The following is a 22926-nucleotide window of genomic DNA, read 5'->3' on the forward strand; positions in this document are numbered from 1 at the left end:
GGCCTGACTCTTTACGCCGTCCTCCGCGAACTCCAGGCCCTACTCGGCGTCTGGACCGGCGCTTGCCGTCTCTGCCTGCAACCCGTCCTGCCACGCCCACCCACCCCCGCAGACTCGACATAACAAAGTACTACTAGGGCCACGGTAGCGACACCGTGAGCCGGAACTCGCCCTCGGGTGTCGGGCCGTGCACGAGCCTGCCCTCGGCGAGGCTCACCCGTTCGGCCACGCCGACCAGGCCGGTGCCGGCGCCCGGGATCCGTGTCGGCGCCGCGCCGCGCCGCAGCGGGTTGCGCGCCTCGATGGCCAGGCTGGCGCCCGGCGACCCCGACAGCTCCAGCGTCACCGGCGCGCCCGGCGCGTGCTTGCGTGCGTTGGTGAGGGCCTCCTGCACGATGCGGTACGTCGTGCGGCCCATGCTCTCGGGCACGGCGCCGGCGTCGACGTCGTTCCTGAACGCGATCCGCATGCCGGCCTCGCGCGACTCCTCGACGAGCTCGCCGACCGCGGCGAGCGTCGGCTGCGGCCGTTCGGGTGCGTCGTCGGGTGCGCTCTCCCGCAGCACACCGACGACCTCGCGGAGATCCTGCAGCGCCTGGTGGGCGCTCTCCCTGATGACGCCCGCGGCGAGCGCGACGTCCCGCGGCGACGCGTCGGGACGGAACTCGAGCGCGCCCGCGTGCATGCTCAGCAGCGACAGCCGATGCGCCAGCACGTCGTGCATCTCCCTGGCGATCCTCGTCCGCTCCAGGCGTCGTGCCCGTTCGACGTGCAGGAGCTGCTCGGACTCCGCCCGGTCGGCGCGCTCCACCATCGACAGCAGCAGCTGCCGGCGGGCGCGGACGAAGCTGGCGCTCGCGTAGAGGGCGGCGCCGGCGACGACGACGAGCAGCGCCCAGACATCCAGCGGCAGCGGGCGGACCGAGTCGAGCACAGCCGATACCTGCCAGGCGACGAGCGTCAGGGCCAGCAGTGGTAGGGACACCCTGGGCCGCCGGTGGACCGTGGTGCGGAAGAGGTTGATGCTCGACGCCACGCTGACAGCGGGCGCGATCACCGCGACCAGCGCGGCCACGACGGTGCTCGGGACGGGCCAGCGGCGCCAGAACCACAGGGCCAGGCAGCTCAGGACCCCGCCGCCTCCCTGCACGACCAGCTGCCAGGTCGGCACCGGCGGCGTCGAGACGGCGTTGCCGAGCCAGCTCAGCGCGCCGGTGGCGAGGGTCAGGAAGACGAGCCCGACGTCGACGATCCACTCGCGTGCCGTCCTGCGGACCGGCCCCGACCTCGGTTCCGGGTCGAACTCGGTGCCGAGGACGGCGGGCAGCTGCCACAGGTGCTTCGGTCGCATTCGGAGTACTTGCTGCCTCCGGCGGTCTTGCGACAGCGACGCGACGTCCGGTCTGACGGTCCCCATGGTCATGCACCGTACGTTGTGGCCCGCGGCGGTCGACACCGACGGACGTCGTGGGTGCGTTAGCCGATGGTCGAAGCGGTCTGGACGTTCGGCCGTCGCTCACGACGCGCGTGCGGCGACAGGATCGGTCCATGGTCACGACCGGGGCGAGCGCAACCACCGACATCGGGGCTCCGCGCGAGCTGGCACCGTTCGCGCGCCTGCCGGTGCTGGCGATCGCCGGCGCCACGAGCCTGCTGCTGCTCCTGAACAGCGGCAGGGGCGGCTACTTCGCCGACGAGGTCTACTTCGTCGCCGCGGGCGGGCGCCCGTTCGGCTACGCCGACCAGCCGCCGCTCGTCCCACTGCTCGCGCACGCGCTGCACTCCGCGTTCCCCGACTCGCTCGTCGCGCTGCGGCTGCCGATGGTCCTGCTCGCCGGCGCCGGCTGCGTGCTCACCGCGCTGATCGCCAGGGAGCTCGGCGGCGACCGTCGCGCCCAGTGGCTGGCCGCGGCGGCGTACCCGCTGTCGCCGGTGTTCCTCGGCATGGCGCGCATCCTCGGGACGTACTCCATCGACCCGGTGCTCTGGACGCTGGCGATCTGGCTGCTCGTCCGGTGGGTGCGCCTCCGGCAGGAGGGTCGCCGGGCCGACCGGCTGCTCCTGCTGTTCGGGCTGACGGTCGCCGTCGACGTCCAGGTCAAGTACCTGATCGGCGGGTTTCTCGTCGTGCTCGCGGTCGCGCTGCTGGCGGTCGGGCCGCGGCGACTGCTGACCAGGCCGATGCTGTGGCTGGGTGCGGCGATCACCGTCGTGACGATGGTGCCGGGCATCGTCTGGCAGGCGCGGAACGGCTGGCCGCAGCTGGAGATGGCCCAGGTGCTCTCCGCCGGCGGGAAGATCATCTGGCAGCCGGCCTGGTTCGTGCCTGCCGTCGTCGTCGGCGCGGGGATCCCCGGGGCGTTCCTGCTCTGCTACGGCCTCTGGCGGCTGCTGCGCTCACCCGAGCTGCGGCCGTACCGCTTCCTCGGCTGGGCCGTGGTCGGGACGACCGTGCTCTTCGTCGTGACGGCGGGCGGGTTCTACTACGCCATGGGCCTGGTCCCGCTCTGCTGGGCGGTGGGTGCGGTGGAGCTGCGGCGGCGACCGGTCGCGCGCTGGTGGCGGTGGGTCCCCACCGTGCCGGCCTGCGCCGTGATGGCCGTCCTCGCCGTCGTCTCGACCGCGATGGCGCCGTCGCCGACGCTCGGCCTGTCCGGCGGCTGGCAGGACGTCGTCGCGGTTGCCGGCAAGACGTACGACGAGCTGCCCGCGGGTGAGCGCGAACGGACCACGGTGATGGCGCACATGTACTACCAGGCCGCGGCGCTCGAGGTGTTCGGCCCGCGGCACGGCCTGCCGCCGCGGGTGTACTCGTCGAACCGGGGTTACTGGTACTTCGGCGCACCGCCGGCGCGCACGGACCGGGTGCTCTACGTCGGCGGCTCCGCCGTGGAGCTGGAGAAGTGGTTCGCACACGTCGACCGCGTCGCGACCGCGCCGGGCACGCCGGCCGGGTCGGTCGGACAGAACAAGGACGTGCCGGTCTTCACATGCTCCTCGCCACGCCGACCGCTGCCGATGATGTGGCCGCGGATGCAGCGGGCGTTCGCGTGACCGGACCTCGCGGGGGAGGCCCGGTCTGCCCGGGTCCTGGGGGTCGGGGGGCCTCAGGACCCGGGCAACCCGTTCGTGGGGCGCCTACCAGTTGGGCTCGGCGCCGGGTGGCGTGGGCAGCGGCACGTACGAGGGTCGCATGATGTACGTGAGTCCGCCCGAGTGTGGCACCCAGGCGTTCTCGACCTGGCCCCGCTTGTAGACGCGGGTGACCGTGGCGTCGCTCGACGTGGCGGGGTCGTTGATGATCACGTCCCCCGTCTTCGTGAAGCCGGCGATGACGAACAGGTGGCCGTTGGTGCTGTAGCCGGCGCCGTCCATGTCCTCCTCGTCGAAGGACACCGAGATCACCAGCGGGATGCCGCGGGCGACGAAGCGCTCGGCCTCGGCGAGGGTGCGCAGCCGGGTGACGTACGCGTCCATGCCGCGGAAGCCGGCCGCGTACGCGGTGTTGAACGGCCAGTTGCCGGCGCCCTCGTAGTCGTGGTCGTAGGTGTACCTGGCCGCGTAGTCGACCTGCGGGTCGTCGTGCGGCTTCGGCTCGACCCAGGCGGTGTCGCGCGACGAGACCGTGCGGCGCCAGTGGTAGAGCGCCATCGTGGTCGACGTCGGCGAGCACCAGGCCTCGCCGCCGCCGTCGTACTCCGGGTAGTGACCCTCGTGCAGGTTCTGCGAGAACTCGGGGACGCGCAGGTCGATCTGCCGGCCGAGGGTGAAGTCGCTTGTCGGCACCGTCTCGACGTCGGGGAGCGCGGACGCCATCACGCCCATCTTCGACACCCGCGGCGTGGCGTGGGTGCCGCTCAGCCGATAGAGCGTGACGCGGACCTGGACGGCGTCGATGCTCTTGCCGTCGTCGGCGTGGAACGTGTCGACCCAGATGTCGGCGTCGTCGTCGGCCTGGTCGGGCACCGACGTGCGGTGGATGTCGCCGCGCGCGAAGTCGTCGCCCGACGCCCATCGCGCCATCTCGTACCACGTGGTCCAGCCCGCACCCGTGGCGCGCTTGCCGCGCAGCTGCACCTCGATCCAGGTGCCCGTGGGGGTGTCGGCGTTCCACGACGCGATGGCCTCGTTGGCGTCGAAGCCGGGACGGTGGACCGGCGAGGTCCAGGTGCCGGCGTCGTACGTACGCGCGGAGCCGTCGCCGAACGGGTCGGTATAGGAGACGGGGGTGGTGCCGCGCGACAGCACGAGCCCGCCGGCTCCCGTCCGCGCGCCGTCGGTCGAGCCCTTGCGGAGCTCGCGGGCGCCGTCCCACTCGGTGTAGGACACGTGCCGGTCGGCGGCGCCGTCGTCCGGCGCGGCGACCGCCGTGCCGGGAAGGACGAGGAACGTGGCCGCCGCGACGACTGTCGCGGTCGTCAGCCTGCGGGAGAGCATGCGGGGCATGGCGGACCTCCGGTCGATCGTCGCCAAGACTAAGGTCTCCGCGCCCGCGCCGCATCAAATCGACCGGTGACTGCGACTCTCCGAAGGATTCCTACTCGGGCTGCGGATGCCGGCGCCGTGGCAGGTGCCGTACCTGTGGCGACAGCTTGGGCGGCGGCGGTGACCGCGGCGACGAGGACGTAACCCCCGACGAGGGTGACGTCCGTGCCGGCGGTGAGCGCGATCGGGCCGGCGAGCGCGGCGCCGACCGGCGCGAGAGCGAACGAGCCGAGCGAGTCGTAGGCGGCGACCCGGGAGAGCAGGCCCGGCGGGATCTCCTGCTGCATCGTCGTCGACCAGGTGACGCCGAACACTCCCTGGCTGGCGCCGGAGAGGAACATCGCGGCAGCGAGGTACGGCACCGGCAGCGGTACGGCGAGCCCGAGGAGCAGCAGGGGGTCGAAGAAGACCGAGAGCGCCGCGACGAGCAGCGGCCGGCGTGGTCGCCACCGCAGCATGAGCACCGCGCCGGCGAACGCGCCGACGGCGGACGATGCCATGATCAGACCCCACGGTCCGGCACCGCCGAGGCTCTCGCGCGCGACGAGCGGTCCCAGCACGTTGATGCCACCGGAGTGCACCGCGATCACCAGGGCCGACTGCACCACGATCACCCAGAGCCACTGGCGGCTCCGGAACTCTCGCCAACCCTCGCGCAACTCGTGGAGCGGGTGGGTCCTGGCCACCGGCGCCGGTGCCGGGAACCGCATGCCCGCCCGCGCGAGCGCCGCGAGTCCGAACGTCGCCGCGTCGACGACGAGCGCCCAGCCCGCGCCGACCGTCCCGACGAGCACGCCGCCGGACGACGCCCCGACGATGCGGGCGGCGTTGATGCCGAGCCGCTGGACGGCGTTCGCCGCGCTCAGATGGTCGGGCCTGACCGTCTGCGGGACGAGCCCCTGCTCGGCCGGCAGCACGAACGCGAACGCGCACCCGCGCACCGCCACGAGCGCGATCAGCAGCCAGGGTCCGCCGACCCCGCTGACCACGAGGACGCCGGAGACGAGCTGGCAGGTGCCCTGCACGACGTTCGCCGACGCGAGCACCAGGTGCCGGGGGAAGCGGTCGCCGACGACTCCGCCGACGAGCAGGAAGAGCACGAGCGGCACGGTCGCCGCCGCGGCGGCGAACCCCACCTCGGCGACCGTCCCGCCGACGGCGAAGATCGCGAACGGCTGCGCGACGATCGCGATGCCGTTGCCGTACATCGAGACCGTGATGGAGCCGGCGAGCAGCCGGAAGTTCCGGCTCCCCAACGGGCCGCCGCGAAGCGAGGTGAGCAGGCGGCGAAGAGGCACCGGGGCAACCTAGCGTCACCGCGTACGGGAGGGCGATGGGGTTTCGGCGACCCCGATCTTGCGCAAGACTGGGGCCTGGTGAGGGGGCGGCCATGAACGAGACCGACATCCTGGGTCGCGTGCACGAGCTCGTCGCGGAGGAGCACGAGCTGCGCAGCAGGTTCAGCCAGGGCGAGATCGACGGCGCGCAGGAGCGCGAACGCCTGCAGCAGCTCGAGGACGAGCTCGACCAGTGCTGGGACCTGCTCCGCCGCCGCCGGGCCGCGACCGACGCCGGCACTGATCCCGAGACCACCGACGTCCGTACGGTGCAAGAGGTCCGCCGCTACCTCCAGTAACCCCTCGCGGCACCGGCTGCCCCGTTGATCACGTTAACGTGATCAACGGGGACTTCACCTCGTGTCGGGACGAGGTGAAGTCCAGGTTCGTGAGGTGAAGCACCCGCTAACGTCGGCGGCGGGCGCGGGCGAAGGCGGCGCGGATCCTGACGGCGGTGGCCGCCGGGTGGCCGAGGTCGCCCCAGTCGAGGCGGCCGACCTCCTTGCCGGTCTCTCGGATGTCGTCCTCCCGCCGCTTCTCCCGGACGACCGCGTCGCTCGCATCCGGTCCCGAGCCCTGGTACTTCACCCGGCCGTCGAACTCGATGACGGTGTCGTGGTCGGGGAAGAAGAAGTCGACGCGGCCGACGAGGCGGCCACGGCCGTCGCGGATCTCCTTCTGCAGCTCGGGCTCGGGTAGACCCTCCTCGTACATCAGCACCCGCGCCCGCGACTCGCCCACGCTCTCCGACCGGCCGTCGGAGAATCCCACGGCCGCGCCGGTGTTCCTTGACCCGGGCCAGTCCCGGCCGGCCTCGACCTGCGCGCGCAGCCGTTCGCGGGTCACCAGGCCCGTGTGCAACGCGTGGTCGGCCATGACGACCGCCTGCTCGAAGGAGCAGAGCCCGGCTGCCTCGACGATCGCGCGTTCGGGCACCACGACCGGGATCCCGCACACCTGCGTGATCTCCTGGTCGCGCAGGTCACCGACGTGGTGCTGCACGCCGTGGCAGATGCGCGGCGAACCACCGTCGACGCGGGTGAGATGGACCAGCGACAGGTCGGGCGCCCAGGTGGCGGTGTCGTGCAGGACGACCGCCGACGTGTGGCTCACGACGACACGGCGACCGAACGCCAGGAGTGCCGCCTGGATGTCGACGATATGCCGGTCGAGCGCGTCGAGGGCCAGGTAGGCGACGCGGTCGGTGTAGGTGGCGCGCCGCAGCCGCAGCCAGGTGCCGTCGCGTACGAACGCACGGACGGCGTCGGTCGAATAGCCGCATGTCGCGGCCTCGGTGGTGGTGAAGGCGCCGCCGTGGCCGGCAGCCAGTACGGCAAGTCGTCGGTTCATGGGCCGATCGTCCACGCCTGACCGACCGCCGGAGCCCGCGTGCACGCAGAATGTGGACGGCGCGACCGCTGTCCACGGCGCCGTACTTCACCTCGTGAACGGGGACTTCACCTCGTCCCGGCACGAGGTGAAGTCGACGTTGATCACGTTGACGTGATCAACGGGGACACACCGGGCGGGCTGGGACGGTGGGTCAGGTGACCAGGTCGTTGTCCTCGAGGAACTGCTTGGCGACCGTCGCGGCATCCTTCTTGTCGACCTCGACCTGTGCGACGAGGTCCGTGAGGTTGGCCGTCGTCAGCTTGGCCGACACCGCGTTGAGGGTCTCCTTGACGTTGTCGGTGGCCTTGGCCTCGTCGATGAGCGGCGTGACGTTCTGGGCGAGGAAGAGGCTCTTCGGGTCCTCCAGCGCGACGAAGTCGTTCTGCTTGATCGCGCTCTGCGTGGTGAACAGGTTGACCGCCTGCACCTTGTCGTCCTTCAGCGCCTTGACGCTGATCGGCCCGGCGGTGTCGAGCTTGCGGAAGCTCTTGAACTCGACGCCGTACAGCTCCTTCAGGCCCTTGAGCCCGGTGTAGCGGGTCTCCCACTCCGGCGGGCCACCGAGGATCAGCTTGGACTGGTGCGGCTTGATGTCCTCGATCGACTTCAGGTCGTACTTCTGCGCGGTCGCGGCGGTGACGACGACGGCGTCCTTGTCCTCGGCCGACGACTTGTCGAGCAGGACCACGCCGTCGGGCAACGCGGCCTTGGTGTCGGTGTAGACCTTGTCCGCGTCGAGGTTGTTGCCGGGCGACTTGCCTTCCTTGAGGTACGACAGCAGGTTGCCGGTGTACTCGGGCAGCAGGTCGATCGAGCCGTCCTTCAGCGCCGGGATGTACGCCTCGCGGGTGCCGATGTTGAACTTCCGCTCGACCTTGACGTCCTTGGCCTCGAGTGCCTGGGCGTAGATCTCGCCGAGCAGGGAGTTCTCGGGGAAGTTCGCCGAGCCGATGACGATCGACTCCGACTCCTCGCTGCCGCCGCCACCCTCGAGCGGGTCCCCGCCGCCGCCTCCGCCGCAACCGGCGAGGGCGAGCATGGCCGCCGCCGCGACCGCGAGGGAGATGAGCTTACGTCGCATGGTGTCTCCTTCATGCCTCTTGTGCGACGGTCGCCCGCCGGTCTGTCGTGTCCTTATCATGCGTGCCCGCTTCCTCCCGGGCCTCCGGCAGGTGCCGCGACGGCTTGGTCACGGGCACTCGCGGCGTCGCGACCCCTACCTGCGGCCCGCTCGTCATGCTCCTGCGCTGACCTGCGCGCAGCGAGCCCACCAGGAGCCGCCACGAACTTGAGCCCCACGAAGGCGACGTCGAGCACGATGGCCAGGACCGCCACGATGACGGCGCCGGCGAGCATCTCGGTGTAGTTGCGCTGCGCCTGGCCGTCGATCAGCAGGCGGCCGAGCCCGCCGAGCCCGACGTACGCCGCCACCGTCGCGGTCGAGACGACCTGCAGGGTCGCGGTGCGGAGCCCGCCGACGATGACGGGCAGCGCGGCCGGCAGCTCGGCCTTGAACAGGGTCTGCCGCTCGTGCATGCCCATGCCGCGGGCGGCGTCGACGATGTCCGGCTCGACGCTCCTGATGCCCGCGTACGTCGAGGTGAGGATCGGCGGGATCGCCAGGATCACGAGCGCGATCAGCACGGGGACGACGCCGAGCGTCATCAGCAGCACCAGCAGGATCAGCAGGCCGAGTGTCGGGAGGGCGCGACCCGCGTTGCCGATGTTGATGGCCAGGAACGCGCCCTTGCCGGTGTGTCCGATGAGCAGGCCGAGGGGGAACGCGATGACGAACGCGATGAGCAGTGTCAGCACGGTGTACTGCAGGTGCTCGGCGAGGCGTATCGGGATGCCGTCGGCGCCGGTCCAGTTGGCCGCGGAGCCCAGGTAGTCGAAGAGGTCGGCGAACATCAGCGGGTCGCCCTCGCTCTCGTCCACGGCGTGGTGAGTCGTTGGGCCAGGACGATCAGCACGTCGGCGATCAGCGCCAGCGCCACGGAGAGCACGATGCCGGTGACCAGCAACGGGAACGACTGGATCTGGAAGCCGTACGTGAACAACGCTCCCAGCCCGCCCACACCGATCAGCGCGCCGACGCTCACCATGCTGATGTTCGACACCGCGGCGACGCGCAGGCCCGAGGCGATGATCGGCAGCGCGATCGGCAGCTCGACGGTGAGCAGTTGCCGCGGACGCTTCATGCCGAGTGCCGTCGCGGCCATGCGCACGGGCTCAGGCACCGACCGCAGGCCGTCCGCGACGCTGCGGAAGAGCAGGGCGACGGTGTAGAGCGACAGCGCGATGACGACATTGAGCGGGTCGAGGATCTTGGTGCCGATGAGGCCGGGCATGGCGATGAACAACGCCAGCGACGGGATCGAGTATGCGACGCTCGACGCGCCGAGCAGCGGGATGTCGGCCCAGCGGTAGCGCACGGCCAGCATGCCGAGTGGGAGCGCGACCACGATCCCGATGAGGATCGGCAGGAACGACAGGTAGAGGTGCTCCACCAGCGCGTCGACGATGGTCGACGAGTTCGCGTCGAGGAACTCAAACATGCGCCGGCCCCCTCATGCGGGTTCGGCGGACGTCTCGTCCGCGGCGTCAGTGACGCCGCCGGAGCCGGATTCGGCCTCCGCCGAACGTTGCGCCGTGACGAAGCGGGCGATGTCGTCGTGTCCGACCGCTCCGGCGACGCGTCCGTGCTCGTCGACGTGCACCGCGATGCCGGCCGGCGAGGCGAGCGCGCCGTCGAGCGCGATCCGGCAGGAGTCGTCGGTCGTGAACGTGGTGCCGACCGGGACATGCGCCAGCTCGGTGTCGTCGGTGTCGTGACCGTCGCGCCACGACACCGGCCCGCCGTCGGTGTCGACGCCGAGCAGCCAGCGCACGCCGGAGTCCTGGGCGACCTTGCGCGCGTCGGTCGGGCTCGCGTCGACGGCGACCGTCACCGGCTGGTGCAGCGGTAGCTCGCGGGCCGGGACGAACGACAGCCGCCGGTAGCCGCGGTCGCGGCCGATCAGGCTCTCGACGAAGCCGTTGCGCGGGTTGCCGAGGAGGACCTCGGGCGGATCGAGCTGGACGAGCCTGCCGCCGCCGCCGAAGACGGCGACCTGGTCGCCGAGCTTGACCGCCTCGTCGACGTCGTGGGTGACGAAGACGATGGTCTTGCAGAGCTCCTGCTGGAGCCGCAGGAACTCCTCCTGCAGGCTCTCCCGCACGATCGGGTCGACGGCGCTGAACGGCTCATCCATCAGCATGACCGGCGGATCGGCCGCGAGCGCACGGGCGACGCCCACACGCTGCTGCTGTCCGCCGGAGAGCTGTGCCGGGTAGCGCCCGGCCATGCCCGCGTCGAGACCCACCCGCTCGAGCAGCTCCATCGCGTTCTTGCGCGCCGTTGCCTTCTTGTGACCGATGAGGTACGGCACGGTGCAGACGTTGTCGATGATGGTGCGGTGCGGGAGCAGGCCGACCTGCTGGATGACGTAGCCCATGCCGCGGCGCAGCTGCGCCTTGTCGAGTCGGGACAGGTCGTTGCCGTCGTGCGTGATGCGACCCGACGTCGGCTCGATCATCCGGTTGATCATGCGCAGCGAGGTCGTCTTGCCGCAGCCGGACGGTCCGACGAACACGGTGATCTTGCCGGTGGGAATGGTGAGGCTGAGGCTGTCGACCCCGATACCCCCGCCGGGGAAACGCTTGGTGACGGACTCGAACTCGATCACGTCGGACCTCTCGCCCGGTACAGAACCGCTCAATCCTTCTCAGCGGGCACAGGACATGTCAAGTCGAACCACCGCGAACGTGGCGAACGGGTCCGCTCCGGGTGAACGGACCCGTTCGAATCCGACCTAGTCGATGAAGGTACTCGGTTTACGCGTTCATCGGCGACGGCCCCTCGAACCGCGTCGAGCCACTGCGCTTGACGGCCGTCAACGGGGTGGCGATGTCCTCGAGCGACTGGCGCTCGGCGTTGACGCCGATGACCAATGCCACCACGCCGCCGGTGAACATCAGGACCGCGCCGATGAAGTAGCCGACCGTCAGCGGGCCGGGGCTGGGGTTCGCTCCCTCGCCGATGAGCAGGCCGTAGAGGAAGGCAGCCAGCGCGCCGGTGAGCTGGGCGATGCAGAAGAACAGCGCGATCGCCTGACCGCGCATCTCGATCGGGAAGATCTCGCTGACCGTGAGGTACGCGGACGAGGCTCCCGCCGAGGCGAAGAAGAAGCACACGCACCACAGGATCGTCTGCGTCAGGGCGCTGAGGAGACCCGCGTTGAACAGGATCGCCGCGAGGGCGAGCACCACGGCCGCGATCGTGTAGGTGCCGAAGATCATCTTGCGCCGGCCGATGGTGTCGAAGAACGGACCGAGGATCAGCGGGCCGAGCAGGTTGCCGAACGCGAACGGGATGAAGTAGAGCGGGATGGCGCCGTGCTCGACGTGGAAGTGTGTCTGCAGCACGTTCGCGTACGTGAAGAAGATCGCGTTGTAGAGGAACGCCTGGGTCATCATCATCGTGGCGCCGAGCACGGAGCGTTTCGGATACTCCTTGAACAGGATGCGGGCCACCCTGAGGAGGTTGATCGACTTCTCGCCCTTGACCTCGATCGCCTTGCTGTCGTCGACGGGGGTCAACTCGCCGCCCTGGCGTTCGACCGTGCGCTCGATCTCGTCGACGGTCTTCTCGGCCGTGTCGGCGTACCCGTGGGTGAGCTGCCAGCGGGGGCTCTCCGGGATGTGCCTGCGCAGGTAGATGATGAACAGGCCGAGGATCGGGCCGATGAAGAAGGCCAGTCGCCAGCCCCAGAAGATCGGGACGAGGTCGGGGTTGAGCAGGACGAGCGCGCCGAGCGAGCCGATGAGCGCGCCGCCCCAGTACGTGCCGTTGACCGCGATGTCGACGCGCCCGCGGTACTTCGCGGGGATGAGCTCGTCGATGGCGGAGTTGATCGCGGTGTACTCGCCGCCGATGCCCATGCCCGCGATGAAGCGGAAGACCAGGAACGAGTAGATGTCCCAGGAGAATCCCGCGAGACCGCTGCCGACGAGGTAGATGGCGAGCGTCAGGATGAAGAGGTTCTTTCGTCCCAGCCGGTCGGTGAGCCGACCGAAGACCAGCGCGCCGCAGACCTGTCCGACGAGGTAGACCGAGGCGAGCAGGCCGACGCGATTGGCGCTGATCCCGATCCCGCTGGCGTCCTCGGTGAGGATCGCGCCGACGTCGGCGACCATCTGGATCTCCAGGCCGTCGAGGATCCACGAGATGCCGAGTCCGATGACGACCATCCAGTGGAAGCGCGTCCACGGCAGTCGGTCCATCCGTGCGGGAACCAGACTTCGTACAGCTCCTGCCTCGACCGGTGTCGTGCTCATGTGCGCCCGCCTCTCCGCTCCTCGGTGAGGGGGCGAAGGGCGCTCTTCAGCCGCTCTATCGCCCCCTGTGGTCCACGATCGCGATAGTGCCGCCGGCAATGGTGCACCCGCCATGCCCCCGGAGTCCAGGAGTGCCGCGCGGTGCTTCCTCGCCGGATTCGCGAGACAGCGGCTCGTCCGCACGGTTGGATGGCGGTGAGAACGGTTACGCCTGAAGGAGCGTCACGTGGTTCCCGTCGTCCTCGACTGCGATCCCGGCCATGACGATGCCGTGGCGATCCTGCTCGCGGCGGCACATCCGGCGATCGACCTGCTCGCGATCACCACGGTCGCCGGCAACCAGACCCTCGAGAAGTGCACACGCAACGTGACGCGCGTCTGCACGCTCGCCGGGATCGACGTCCCCGTCGCGGCGGGCGCCGACCGCCCGCTCGTCCGTGAGCCACGCATCGCGGCGGACATCCACGGCGAGACCGGACTCGACGGACCCGCCTTCCCCGAGCCCACGGTCGAGGTGTCGGCGACGCCCGCGGTCGAACTGATCCGCGCGATCCTCGCGGCGCATCCCGAGCCGGTGACGCTGGTGCCGACCGGTCCCCTCACCAACGTCGCGACGCTGCTCGACAGGCACCCGGAGATGCGCGACCGGATCGCGGAGATCGTGCTGATGGGCGGGTCGACCGGGCGCGGCAACTCCTCGCCGTACGCAGAGTTCAACGTCCGCGCCGACCCGGAGGCCGCGGAGATCGTGTTCGGCAGCGGCCTGCCGGTCACGATGGTCGGGCTCAACGCCACCCACCAGGCGCTGGTGACACCGGACGTCGTGGACCGGCTGCGCGCGCTCGGCACGCCGGTGGCCGGCGCGTGTGCCGAGCTGATGACGTTCTTCGCCGACCGCTACCGGCAGGTGTTCGGCTTCGCGGGAGCGCCACTGCACGACCCGCTCGCGGTCGCCAGGGTCGCCGAGCCGGGCATCGTCGGCTGCGTGCCCGCGCCGGTGCGTGTCGAGACGACCGGTGTGCACACGTACGGCGCCACGGTGGTCGACCTGCACCACGTCACCGGGGAGGCGGACAACGCCCGGGTCGCCGTGGACGTCGACGTGCCGCGCTTCTTCGACCTCGTGGTCGACGCGATCGCGTCGTACCGCTGTCGCTAGACCGCCGGAGGCAGCTGGCCCTGACCTAAGCGCGGGCGGTGCAGGCGGTGAGCAGGCCCTCGGCGACCTTGGTCCAGGACCAGCGGTCGTGGGCGAGCTTGACGAGCGTGGCGGCCATGTCGGCGCGGTCGGCGGCGTCGTGGGCGAGCACGGCGTCGATCCGCTCGGCGAGCCCGCGTACGGGATCGGCCGGGTCGTAGCTGAGCAGGCCGGGCAGTCCGAGGACCTCCTCCGCGGCGGTGCCGATCTCGCCGATGCCCGAGTGCCGCGGGACGATCGGGATGACGCCCGCGGCGCAGGCCTCCGCTCCCACCATGCCGAACGCCTCGGGCACCTCCGACGGCACGACGAGGATGTCGAACCCGGTGAGGGCGTGGGGGAGCCGGTCGTGGTCGAGCCGGCCCGCCCAGGTGACCGGGACCTCGGCGAGGCGGGCCAGGTACGGGTCGTCGACGTCGGCGGAGTCGAGGAACTCGCGGCAGTGCGCGTTGGACGGGTCGTCGGCCACCGCCTTGCGGGCGTCGCCGACCCGGCCGGAGCGCAGCGCGTCGTGCAGCTCGCGCAGGCCGTCGGCGAAGTCGCCGTAGCCCACGAGCGTCGTGCGTAGCCCGGGGGCAGTCGTGCGGCCGAGTGCGGCGAGCAGGTTCTGTGGGCCCTTCGCCGCGATGAGCTTGCCGACGAACCCGACCGTCGGCGGGGCGGCCGGGTCGCGCTCGGCGGGGACGAACACGTCGACGTCGCAGCCGGGGTTGACCACGGCCGTCCGCGAGGTCCAGTCGCCGGGGACGGCCGCGGCGGCCGCGTCGCACATGTAGTGGCTGGTGCCGACGACGGTGTCGGCCGTCGCGAAGCCGTCCCTCGCCGCGTCGGTGTATCTGGCCTGTTTCTTGACCGCGTACTCCAGGGCGCTGCCGTGCAGCTTGACGGAGTAGCCGATCCCGGTCTGCTCGCGCACCTGCCTGGCGATCGCCGGCCCCATCACCTCGTGCCCGATGATCACGACGTCCGGCTCGAACGTCGTGACCGCGGTGGTGATCGCGTCGACGTTGGTGCGGACGTAGTGGGCGAGCTCGTCGTCGTCGAGGTCGACGAAGCGCTTGGCGGTGAAGCCCTCGTACGGGTCCCAGACGTACACCGGCAGGATCTCGCCGATGTCGGGACGCGCCACCCGAAGGCTGCCCTTCGCGGGCGCCGACGACACCGGGTGGCTCGTCACGCTGTCGTTGTCCGGGGCGAACTCGCCGTACTCGTCGACGAACGGCAGCTCACCGGCGTGCCGGTCCTGGCACAGCAGCAGCACGTCGTGCCCCTGTGCACGCCAGACCTTCGCGACGTTGGCGGTGTAGACGTTCGAGCCCGAGCCGGACAGCAGATATCCGTGCCACAGCAGGATCTTCAACGCGCCTCTTTCCACAGATTCCCCGACGACGCTCGCGAGGGTACGGGTAGCGCGTAGCCTGGCGAACGACCGGGGGTGGTATCACTTCTCGCCAAAGTGATACCGCGGCGTCTACGATGGGAGTCATGGCCATGACACTTCGCCTGACCGACGAGCAGACCGAGGCGCTCAGGGAGGCAGCAGAGCGCGAGGGACGCTCGATGCAGGACATTGCGCGCACCGCGATCGACGAGTACGTCGGCCATCGTGCACGCCTGCGCGACGGCATCCTCGACCACGTCATGCGGCGTGACGAGCGGCTGCTCGAGCGGCTCGCCGAGTGACCGAGTACGTCACCCTCGACGACCTGATGGCGGCGGCCCGCCGGCTGCTCGGTGACGACGTCGCGGTACGAGACGTCGGTCTGCTGATGGCCGCGGTCGCGCGGCCGCAGCAGTCGGCATTCGGCGCCGACGCCTATCCCGATCGCGATTCCAAGGCCGCGGCTCTGCTCCACTCGGTGGTGAAGAACCACGCCCTCATCGACGGCAACAAGCGACTCGGCTGGTTGGCCGTGAACCTCTTCTACGGATACAACGGCTTCGAGCTCGTCGTCGACGAGGACACCGCCTACGACCTCGTCATGGGCGTCGCGTCCGGTCGACACGACGACGTAGGCGAGATAGCCACGATCCTCGCTCGGTGGGTACGACCGCTGCGTCTTCCGTGACGGGTACGATCCGGCCGCGGACGACGAGCTCCAGTGCGACGACCACCGCGACGACCTCGACCGCGAGCAGGCCGACGAGCACGAAGAGCTGGGTCGCGCCGGCGTCCAGCGGATGTGCCCCCGCCATCAGCATGCCGACGAACGCCCCCGGCAGCGTGACGAGGCCGACCGTCCGCGTCTGGTCCAGTGCGGGGATCAGCGCCTGCGACGCCGACGGCCGGCAGACCTCGAGACCGGCGTCGCGCGGCATCATGCCGATCGACAGGCCGGCCTCGTACTCGCCGTGGCGGTCCCGCAGCTCGTCGAGAGCGCGCCTGGCCGCCTGGGCGGTCGCGGTCATCGCGCCGCCGATGAGGATGCCGCTCACCGGGATCACCGCGATGGCCTTCGGCGGCAGCAGCCCGGTGGCGAGCAGCGCCACGATGACCGGTGCCGTGCCTGCGACGATCGGCAGCGCCGCCCACCAACCGCTGCGGTGGCGCGTCGCGCGCCGCCCCGCCGTCCACGTCGCGATCGTGTACATCGCCAGCACGAACACCGCCGTGAGCGGCAGCGAGCCGAGGATCGCGGTGATGACCAGCGAGACGAGGCCGAGCTGCACGACGGCACGGATCGCGGCGACGAGGATGCGACGTCCCTGGCCGAGGTGTCCGACGACCGCCACGACGGCGGCGACGAGGACGAGTGCGCCCATCGCGACCCCGAGCCACGGCCCGACGTTCAGCAGCGACGCTTGCATCGGTGCGTGTCAGTCGTCGTCGGCCAGGCGGGTGACGGCGCGCATCTTGTTGGTGGCGTCGAGCGCGGCGACCTTGTACGACTCGGCGAGCGTCGGGTAGTTGAACACCGTGTCGACCAGGTAGTCGACCGTGCCGCCGCAGCCCATGACGGCCTGCCCGATGTGCACGAGCTCGGTCGCGTTGCTGCCGAAGACGTGGACGCCGAGCAGCTCGCTCGTGTCGGTGTGCACCAGCAGCTTGAGCATGCCGTACGAGTCGCCGATGATCTGGCCGCGCGCCAGCTCGCGGTAGCGGGAGACGCCCACCTCGAACGGCACGCTCGACTCGGTGAGCTCGTCCTCGGTGCGACCGACGTAGGAGATCTCGGGGATCGTGTAGATGCCGATCGGCTGCAGCGGCGTGAGGTCGCGCGACGGCTCGTCGCACGCGTGGTACGCGGCGATCCTGCCCTGCTCCATCGACGTGGCGGCGAGTGCGGGGAACCCGATCACGTCGCCGACGGCGTAGATGCTGGGCACCGGCGTGCGGTAGTGCTCGTCGACGGCGATCCGGCCCCGATCGTCGATCTCCAGGCCGGCCTTGCCCGGGTCGAGCATGTCGAGCACGCCCTGGCGACCGGCGGAGTACATCACCGTGTCGGACGGGATCTTCTTGCCGCTCTCGAGGATGGTGAGCGTGCCGTTGCGGAACTTCTCGACGGCCGCGACGGTCTCGCGGAACCGGAACGTGACAGCGAGGTCGCGCAGCTGGTACTTCAGCGCCTCGACCACCTCGAGGTCGCAGAACGGCAGCATGCGCTGGTGGCGCTCGATGACGGTCACCTTGGTGCCGAGCGCGGCGAACATCGACGCGTACTCGATGCCGATCACGCCGGCGCCGACGACGACCATCGAGGCGGGCACCTTGTCGAGCGCGAGGATCTGGTCGGAGTCGACGATCGTCCTGCCGTCGAACGCGACGCTGTCCGGCCGCGCGGTGCGGGTGCCGACGGCGATGATCACCTTGTCGGCGGTGATCCGCCGCTCGACGTCGTCGTCGGAACTGACGATGATCGTGTGCTCGTCGGCGAACTTCGCGGTGCCGCTGAGCAGCTGCACGTGGTTGCGCGACAGCTGGCTGCGGACGACGTCGACCTCGCGGCCGATGACGTAGTGGGTGCGGGTGTGCAGGTCGGGCATGCCGATCTCGGCCTTGAGCTGGTAGCTCTGCCCGTACACCTCGCGCTGGTTGAGGCCGGTGAGGTAGAGCACCGCCTCGCGCAGCGACTTCGACGGGATGGTGCCGGTGTTGATGCACACCCCGCCGACCATGTTCTTGCGCTCGACGACCGCGACGCTGCGGCCGAGCTTGGCCGCCGCGATCGCGGCCTTCTGTCCGCTCGGGCCCGACCCGATGACCACGACGTCGTAGTCGTACGCCTTGCCGTCGGTGACGCTCATGCCTCCTCCGCCCCGAGCTCGTCGCGTACGTCGACGAACGCCGCCACGGCGCGTTCGAGGTCGTCCCTGGTGTGCGCGGCGGACAGCTGGGTCCTGATCCGCGCCCTCCCCATGGGGACGACCGGGTAGGAGAAGCCGATGACGTACACACCACGGGCGAGGAGGAGGTCGGCCATCCGCGACGCGAGCGCGGCGTCGTAGGTCATCACCGGGACGATGGGGTGGTCGCCGGGCAGCACGTCGAACCCGGCCGACGTCATCGCCTCGCGGAAGTACGCCGTGTTGTCGCGGAGCCGGTCGCGCAGGTCACCGCTGCTCTCCAGCAGGTCGAGCACGGCCAGCGACGAGCCGACGATCGACGGCGCCACCGAGTTGGAGAACAGGTACGGGCGCGACCGCTGCCGGAGGTACTCGACGATCTCGGCGCGGCCGCTCGTGTAGCCGCCGCTCGCGCCGCCGAGCGCCTTGCCGAGCGTGCCGGTGACGACGTCGACGCGGTCGCGTACGCCGAGCATGTCGGGCGTGCCCGCGCCGGTCGGCCCGACGAAGCCGACCGCGTGCGAGTCGTCGACCATGACCATCGCGTCGTACCGCTCGGCCAGGTCGCAGATCTCCGGCAGCGGCGCAAGGTAGCCGTCCATCGAGAAGACGCCGTCGGTGGCGATCAGCCGGTGCCTGGCGTCGCCCGCCTCCCGCAGGCACTTCTCCAGCTCGGCCATGTCGCGGTTGGCGTAGCGCAGCCGGCGGGCCTTGCACAGCCGGACGCCGTCGATGATGCTCGCGTGGTTGAGCGCGTCGGAGATGACGGCGTCGCTGTCGTCGAGCAGGGTCTCGAAGAGTCCGGCGTTGGCGTCGAAGCAGGAGCCGTACAGGATCGTGTCGTCGGTGCCGAGGAACCTCGACAGCCGTTGCTCCAGGTCCTTGTGGATGCGCTGCGTGCCGCAGATGAACCGCACCGACGCCATGCCGAAGCCCCACTCGTCGAGTGCCGCGTGGGCAGCGGCGATCACGGCGGGGTGGTCGGCGAGGCCGAGGTAGTTGTTCGCGCAGAGGTTGAGCACGTCGGAGCCGCCGACGCCGATGCTGGCCCGCTGCGGAGTGCCGATGACGCGCTCGGCCTTGTACAGGCCCTGCGCCTCGATGTCGTCGAGCCGCCCGCGGAGGTCGTCCCTCACCGATCCGTACACGCCGTCTCCTATCCGTGCGCCCACTCGAGGATGACCTTGCCGCAGTTGCCCGACCGGCAGATGTCGAACGCCTTCTCGTACTCCTCGTACGGCAGCCGGTGCGTGACGACCGGGGAGATGTCGAGCCCGCACTGCAGTAGCACCGACATCTCGTACCACGTCTCGAACATCTCGCGCCCGTAGATGCCGCTCACCGTGAGCATGCTGAGTACGATGCGGCTCCAGTCGACGGCGTATTCCTCGGTCGGCAGGCCGAGCATCGCGATCTCGCCGCCGTGCTTCATGTTGGCGATCATGTCGCGCATCGCCGCGGGCTTGCCCGACATCTCCATGCCGACGTCGAAGCCTTCGTGCATGCCCAGCATCCGCTGCGCGTCGGCCGCGGTGTGCTTCGTCGCGTCGAGCGCGAGCGTGACGCCCGCGCTCTCGGCGAGCCGCAGGCGGTACTCGCTGACGTCGGTGACGACCACGAACCGCGCACCCGCATGCTTGGCGACGGCCGCGGCCATGATGCCGATCGGGCCCGCGCCGGTGATGAGGACGTCCTCGCCCATGACGGGGAACTTCAAGGCGGTGTGCACGGCGTTGCCGAACGGGTCGAAGATCGCGGCGACGTCGAGGTCGATGTCGGGCTGGTGCCGCCAGACGTTGCCCGCGGGCAGGGCGACGTACTCGGCGAAGCAGCCGGGCCGGTCGACGCCGAGGCCCTGGGTGCGCGCGCACATCACCCGGCGCCCGGCCATGCAGTTGCGGCACCTGCCGCACACGAGGTGCCCCTCGGCGCTCACGATGTCGCCCGGCGCGAGGTCGACGACCTGGTCGCCGACGCCGACGATCTCTCCGGCGAGCTCGTGCCCGACGATGAGTGGCGGTCGTACGTGCTCGGCCGCCCAGTCGTCCCACGACTGGATGTGCAGGTCGGTGCCGCAGATGCCGGTGCGCAGCACGCGTACGAGGACGTCGTCGGGGCCGATCTCGGGCTCGGGCACGTCGGTGAGCACCAGGCCGGGAGCGGCATCGGCCTTGACCAGCGCTTTCATCGCGCCTCCCTTCCGGGACACCCAGTCATGAGCCGCCCTCCAGAGTGAGCATCGCAGCGGTTCGGAGCGTACCGCGCGACCAGCCGTCCACCGAGCGAGGAGCGGAGCGGAGGAGGGCGGCGGGGCACGCTGTCACACGGCGGACGTCGTGCGCGGGTCGTCGTCAGGACCCGCGGAGGATGCGTGCCTTCTGCTCGGCGAACTCCTCCTCGGTGAGGGCGCCGCTGTCACGCAGGCGGACCAGCCGCTCCAGCAGGTCGACCGGGTCGGCCGCGGGCCGCGCGGCGGCGCGGCGGACGGCAACGCGCACCGGCGCGAGCGCGATGTCGAGGTCGCCGGGCCGGACCTCGAAGGAGACCAGGTCGATCTCGCCGTTCGTGGTGCTGATCCGGAGCAGGGTCTCGATCAGCACCTCTGGATCCGTGACACGGGTGGTCACCTTGTTGAGCGCGGCGGCCGAGGCCGCGCCGAGCACGAAGCCCTTGACGCCGAACCCGCCGCCGACGAACCCGCCGCCGCGTACCTCGCCGGGGACGACGACCTCGCCAGGGCCGCCGATCTGGAGGCCGACGACGTCCGCGAACGGCACGGTGGCCGCAATCTGCCCGCGCTGTCGGGACGGCGGGCGGAACGTGAGGGCGCCCGCGCCGACATGCAGCTCGACCTCGGCGTCCTCGGCCAGCGGGTGCCCGGGGGCGGTCAGTACCCAGAAGCTCCCGACGTCGTGTCCGGACCGTTCGGTCCCTTGCCGTGGATCGCGGCCGCGAGCGTGGCCGCGACCTCGTCGGGAGCGAGCGTGGAGAGGTCGACGTCGAGACGGACCTCGTGCGCGACGTCGGCGTTGCTCAGGCGCTTGCCGTCGAGCGCCCTGGCCAGGTGTTCGGTCGCGAACCTGACGGACGCGCATGTGGCGGCGAACTCCGCCAGGCGCGTCACCCTGTCGCGGTCGAGTCTCAGGCAGGTGGTTCGCTCGGTCGCGAGCGCGTCACGCCCGGGGCGCCGTCGCGCGGAGTTGAGCAGCCACGCGAGTGCCCTCGAGCTGCCGCGGCTCCGACAGGTCAGCTTGACCCGGCCCCAGGACGTCGACCGCAGCCTGACGTCGCGAGTCCCTGCCGGCGCGATCTTGTCGATCTCGGTCAGTGGCACCGACCACACGAGGTCGTGGCCGGTCGGCCAGCCGTAGCACCGGATCTCGTCCTCGTCGAGGACGAGGATGCACTCGCGGACGTCGACCTGTTTGGCGCGGACCGTCACCCCGGCCACGACCAGGACGACCGATCGTCCCCCGTCGGGCAGCCGCCGCAGCCGACTCAGCGTGTCGCCGAGGTCGCCGCCCCACTCTCCGTAGAAGCCGACCAGGCGCTCGTACCAGAGGGAGTCGTCGGGCGGGTCGGGAACCGACTCCTGTGCGTTCGGCTCTGCCACCCGCCTCACCCTAGTCGCACGAGCCACGGCCGGGCACCGTTCGTGCGCTTGTGCATCAGCCGATCGGACGAGGGGAAGATACGCCGTTGGGAGTACACGGACGGTCCGCAGAAGGGTTACCGTCGAGAGGTACTCGACAGGGGAGGCTGTACCCGATGGCCGCACGCACGACACTCCGATGGACCATCCCGGTAGGCATCGCGGCCGCAGCGGTCGGCGCGTCGGTGGCCCTCCCGGCACTCACGGCGAGCGCGGGTCCCGCGCTTCCCTCCGTGAGCGCGCAGCAGCTGCTCAGCCGGGCGATGTCGTCCGAGGTCGAGGCGTTCTCCGGCACGGTGCGCACCGAGGCCGACCTCGGCATCCCGGCCCTCCCGCAGCAGTTCAGGTCGTCCGACCTCTCCTCGTTGATCACCGGCACCGGCACGCTCCGGGTCGCGAAGTCGGGTGACGACAAGCAGCGACTCTCCGTGCTCGGCAACACCAGCGAGCGTTCCTTCATCCGGAACGGCCGCACGGCGTGGGTGTACGACAGCGAGCAGCACAAGGCGGTGCGTACGACGCTCCCGGCCGACGCCGCGAAGGGCCATGGCAAGGCGCGGCAGGGGCACGAACAGCTCAGCCCCGACCAGGCCGCGAAGCGCGTCCTTGCCGAGCTCGGCAAGGAGTCCAACGTCTCCGTCGGCCGTGCCGCGACGGTCGCGGGACGCGATGCCTACCAGCTGATCGTCAAGCCCAAGTCCGACGAGTCCCTCGTCGGGTCCATCCAGGTGCCGATCGACGCGAAGACCTGGATGCCCCTCGGCCTGAGTGTGCTGCCGCGCGGCTCCGCCGACCCGGCGGCCGACGTGCGGTTCACCGACCTGTCGTACGCGACGCCCGCCGCGTCGTCATTCACCTTCACCCCGCCCGCGGGCACCAAGGTGGAGCGCAAGACGGTGCAGGCACGTGAGCACGGCGAGGACAAGGGCGACCACGCGAAGGCGCGCAAGGGCTCGCACGAGTCGTTCTCCTGGACCAAGGTGGTCGAGCTCGGCGACTCGGACAAGGCCACCGGCCAGTCCGCGGCGTACCTGCGGCAGCTCCAGGCCGCAGGCACCAAGGTGAGCGGCGACTACGGCAGCGGCACGATGATCAGGTCCCGCCTGGTGACCGTGCTGGTTCTCGACGACGGCCGCGCCTTCGCCGGCGCCGTGACCCCGGCGGCGGTCGAACGCGCCGCCGCCAAGGCCTGAGTC

General features: G+C 70.7%; 21 protein-coding genes. 6 read left to right on the forward strand and 15 right to left on the reverse strand.

Annotated elements, in window-relative coordinates:
* Window positions 1-133 precede the first annotated feature (133 nt).
* Complete coding sequence (locus tag GEV10_21945; protein MQA81111.1) at window positions 134-1351, reverse strand: sensor histidine kinase; 1218 nt, start codon at window positions 1349-1351, stop codon at window positions 134-136.
* 197 nt (window positions 1352-1548) lie between these two features.
* Between GEV10_21945 and GEV10_21950 the strand changes: the two genes are divergently transcribed.
* Window positions 1549-3054 (forward strand): phospholipid carrier-dependent glycosyltransferase, encoded by a 1506-nt coding sequence (locus GEV10_21950; protein ID MQA81112.1) that lies wholly within the window; start codon window positions 1549-1551, stop codon window positions 3052-3054.
* An 84-nt stretch (window positions 3055-3138) separates the two neighbouring features.
* On the opposite strand, the gene GEV10_21955 is transcribed toward GEV10_21950, so the two are convergent.
* The gene (locus tag GEV10_21955; protein ID MQA81113.1) at window positions 3139-4446 is read right to left on the reverse strand and encodes a hypothetical protein; all 1308 of its coding nucleotides are present in this window, start codon (window positions 4444-4446) and stop codon (window positions 3139-3141) included.
* Window positions 4447-4475: 29 nt separating this feature from the next.
* Window positions 4476-5783: an MFS transporter gene (locus GEV10_21960; protein ID MQA81114.1), complete on the reverse strand. Its 1308-nt coding sequence runs from the start codon at window positions 5781-5783 to the stop codon at window positions 4476-4478.
* Window positions 5784-5875: 92 nt separating this feature from the next.
* On the opposite strand from GEV10_21960, the gene GEV10_21965 reads away from it, so the two are divergent.
* Complete coding sequence (locus GEV10_21965; GenBank protein MQA81115.1) at window positions 5876-6121, forward strand: DUF2630 family protein; 246 nt, start codon at window positions 5876-5878, stop codon at window positions 6119-6121.
* A 106-nt stretch (window positions 6122-6227) separates the two neighbouring features.
* Here the strand turns inward: GEV10_21965 and GEV10_21970 are convergent, their stop codons facing one another.
* From GEV10_21970 to GEV10_21995, 6 genes are all read right to left on the reverse strand, one after another.
* Window positions 6228-7172 (reverse strand): hypothetical protein, encoded by a 945-nt coding sequence (locus GEV10_21970; GenBank protein ID MQA81116.1) that lies wholly within the window; start codon window positions 7170-7172, stop codon window positions 6228-6230.
* A gap of 193 nt (window positions 7173-7365) precedes the next feature.
* On the reverse strand, window positions 7366-8295 hold the full coding sequence (locus GEV10_21975; GenBank protein ID MQA81117.1) for a glycine/betaine ABC transporter substrate-binding protein: 930 nt from the start codon (window positions 8293-8295) through the stop codon (window positions 7366-7368).
* Window positions 8296-8351: 56 nt separating this feature from the next.
* Window positions 8352-9125: an ABC transporter permease subunit gene (locus tag GEV10_21980; protein MQA81118.1), complete on the reverse strand. Its 774-nt coding sequence runs from the start codon at window positions 9123-9125 to the stop codon at window positions 8352-8354.
* Entirely contained in the window at window positions 9125-9772 is a 648-nt protein-coding gene (locus GEV10_21985; GenBank protein MQA81119.1) for an ABC transporter permease subunit, read from the reverse strand. The genes GEV10_21980 and GEV10_21985 overlap by 1 nt, the downstream gene beginning before the upstream one ends.
* A gap of 12 nt (window positions 9773-9784) precedes the next feature.
* The gene (locus GEV10_21990; GenBank protein MQA81120.1) at window positions 9785-10942 is read right to left on the reverse strand and encodes an ATP-binding cassette domain-containing protein; all 1158 of its coding nucleotides are present in this window, start codon (window positions 10940-10942) and stop codon (window positions 9785-9787) included.
* Window positions 10943-11090: 148 nt separating this feature from the next.
* The gene (locus GEV10_21995) at window positions 11091-12539 is read right to left on the reverse strand and encodes an MFS transporter (GenBank protein ID MQA81121.1); all 1449 of its coding nucleotides are present in this window, start codon (window positions 12537-12539) and stop codon (window positions 11091-11093) included.
* A 280-nt stretch (window positions 12540-12819) separates the two neighbouring features.
* On the opposite strand from GEV10_21995, the gene GEV10_22000 reads away from it, so the two are divergent.
* On the forward strand, window positions 12820-13752 hold the full coding sequence (locus GEV10_22000; protein ID MQA81122.1) for a pyrimidine-specific ribonucleoside hydrolase RihA: 933 nt from the start codon (window positions 12820-12822) through the stop codon (window positions 13750-13752).
* 25 nt (window positions 13753-13777) lie between these two features.
* Here GEV10_22000 and GEV10_22005 read toward each other — a convergent pair whose 3' ends face one another.
* A complete protein-coding gene (locus tag GEV10_22005) occupies window positions 13778-15166 on the reverse strand; it encodes a glycosyltransferase (protein MQA81123.1) in 1389 nt (462 codons plus the stop codon).
* 110 nt (window positions 15167-15276) lie between these two features.
* Here GEV10_22005 and GEV10_22010 point away from each other — a divergent pair, with 110 nt between their 5' ends.
* Both GEV10_22010 and GEV10_22015 read left to right on the forward strand, forming a co-directional pair.
* Entirely contained in the window at window positions 15277-15474 is a 198-nt protein-coding gene (locus tag GEV10_22010; GenBank protein ID MQA81124.1) for a ribbon-helix-helix protein, CopG family, read from the forward strand.
* Window positions 15471-15860, forward strand: coding sequence for a type II toxin-antitoxin system death-on-curing family toxin (locus GEV10_22015; GenBank protein MQA81125.1), 390 nt, complete (start codon window positions 15471-15473; stop codon window positions 15858-15860). Before GEV10_22010 ends, GEV10_22015 begins: the two co-directional genes overlap by 4 nt.
* On the opposite strand, the gene GEV10_22020 is transcribed toward GEV10_22015, so the two are convergent.
* The 5 genes from GEV10_22020 to GEV10_22040 all read right to left on the reverse strand — a co-directional run bounded on the left by GEV10_22020 (window position 15772) and on the right by GEV10_22040 (window position 21173).
* Window positions 15772-16599 (reverse strand): ABC transporter permease, encoded by an 828-nt coding sequence (locus GEV10_22020; GenBank protein ID MQA81126.1) that lies wholly within the window; start codon window positions 16597-16599, stop codon window positions 15772-15774. The two genes, GEV10_22015 and GEV10_22020, sit on opposite strands and share 89 nt — an antisense overlap.
* Window positions 16600-16608: 9 nt before the next feature.
* A complete protein-coding gene (locus GEV10_22025; protein ID MQA81127.1) occupies window positions 16609-18039 on the reverse strand; it encodes a Si-specific NAD(P)(+) transhydrogenase in 1431 nt (476 codons plus the stop codon).
* A complete protein-coding gene (locus tag GEV10_22030) occupies window positions 18036-19226 on the reverse strand; it encodes a glycine C-acetyltransferase (protein MQA81128.1) in 1191 nt (396 codons plus the stop codon). Before GEV10_22030 ends, GEV10_22025 begins: the two co-directional genes overlap by 4 nt.
* A gap of 8 nt (window positions 19227-19234) precedes the next feature.
* Complete coding sequence (locus tag GEV10_22035; GenBank protein ID MQA81129.1) at window positions 19235-20266, reverse strand: L-threonine 3-dehydrogenase; 1032 nt, start codon at window positions 20264-20266, stop codon at window positions 19235-19237.
* Between the two features lie 163 nt (window positions 20267-20429).
* Window positions 20430-21173 carry a hypothetical protein gene (locus GEV10_22040; GenBank protein ID MQA81130.1) on the reverse strand — a complete coding sequence of 248 codons (744 nt, stop codon included), beginning with the start codon at window positions 21171-21173 and terminating at the stop codon, window positions 20430-20432.
* A gap of 673 nt (window positions 21174-21846) precedes the next feature.
* On the opposite strand from GEV10_22040, the gene GEV10_22045 reads away from it, so the two are divergent.
* Window positions 21847-22923 carry a hypothetical protein gene (locus GEV10_22045; GenBank protein ID MQA81131.1) on the forward strand — a complete coding sequence of 359 codons (1077 nt, stop codon included), beginning with the start codon at window positions 21847-21849 and terminating at the stop codon, window positions 22921-22923.
* The last annotated feature ends 3 nt before the right edge of the window (window positions 22924-22926 follow it).

The sequence above is a fragment of the Streptosporangiales bacterium genome (assembly GCA_009379955.1).
Lineage (GTDB): Bacteria > Actinomycetota > Actinomycetes > Streptosporangiales > WHST01 > WHST01.

Excerpts from the sequence above, each read along its gene's own strand:
- GEV10_21945 (MQA81111.1), bottom strand. The coding sequence starts at position 1,351 with ATGCGACCGAAGCACCTGTGGCAGCTGCCCGCCGTCCTCGGCACCGAG.
- GEV10_21950 (MQA81112.1), top strand. The coding sequence starts at position 1,549 with ATGGTCACGACCGGGGCGAGCGCAACCACCGACATCGGGGCTCCGCGC.
- GEV10_21955 (MQA81113.1), bottom strand. The coding sequence starts at position 4,446 with ATGCCCCGCATGCTCTCCCGCAGGCTGACGACCGCGACAGTCGTCGCG.
- GEV10_21965 (MQA81115.1), top strand. The coding sequence starts at position 5,876 with ATGAACGAGACCGACATCCTGGGTCGCGTGCACGAGCTCGTCGCGGAG.
- GEV10_21970 (MQA81116.1), bottom strand. The coding sequence starts at position 7,172 with ATGAACCGACGACTTGCCGTACTGGCTGCCGGCCACGGCGGCGCCTTC.
- GEV10_21975 (MQA81117.1), bottom strand. The coding sequence starts at position 8,295 with ATGCGACGTAAGCTCATCTCCCTCGCGGTCGCGGCGGCGGCCATGCTC.
- GEV10_21980 (MQA81118.1), bottom strand. The coding sequence starts at position 9,125 with ATGTTCGCCGACCTCTTCGACTACCTGGGCTCCGCGGCCAACTGGACC.
- GEV10_21985 (MQA81119.1), bottom strand. The coding sequence starts at position 9,772 with ATGTTTGAGTTCCTCGACGCGAACTCGTCGACCATCGTCGACGCGCTG.
- GEV10_21995 (MQA81121.1), bottom strand. The coding sequence starts at position 12,539 with ATGGACCGACTGCCGTGGACGCGCTTCCACTGGATGGTCGTCATCGGA.
- GEV10_22010 (MQA81124.1), top strand. The coding sequence starts at position 15,277 with ATGGCCATGACACTTCGCCTGACCGACGAGCAGACCGAGGCGCTCAGG.
- GEV10_22020 (MQA81126.1), bottom strand. The coding sequence starts at position 16,599 with ATGCAAGCGTCGCTGCTGAACGTCGGGCCGTGGCTCGGGGTCGCGATG.
- GEV10_22025 (MQA81127.1), bottom strand. The coding sequence starts at position 18,039 with ATGAGCGTCACCGACGGCAAGGCGTACGACTACGACGTCGTGGTCATC.
- GEV10_22035 (MQA81129.1), bottom strand. The coding sequence starts at position 20,266 with ATGAAAGCGCTGGTCAAGGCCGATGCCGCTCCCGGCCTGGTGCTCACC.
- GEV10_22040 (MQA81130.1), bottom strand. The coding sequence starts at position 21,173 with ATGCGCGTCCGTCAGGTTCGCGACCGAACACCTGGCCAGGGCGCTCGA.
- GEV10_22045 (MQA81131.1), top strand. The coding sequence starts at position 21,847 with ATGGCCGCACGCACGACACTCCGATGGACCATCCCGGTAGGCATCGCG.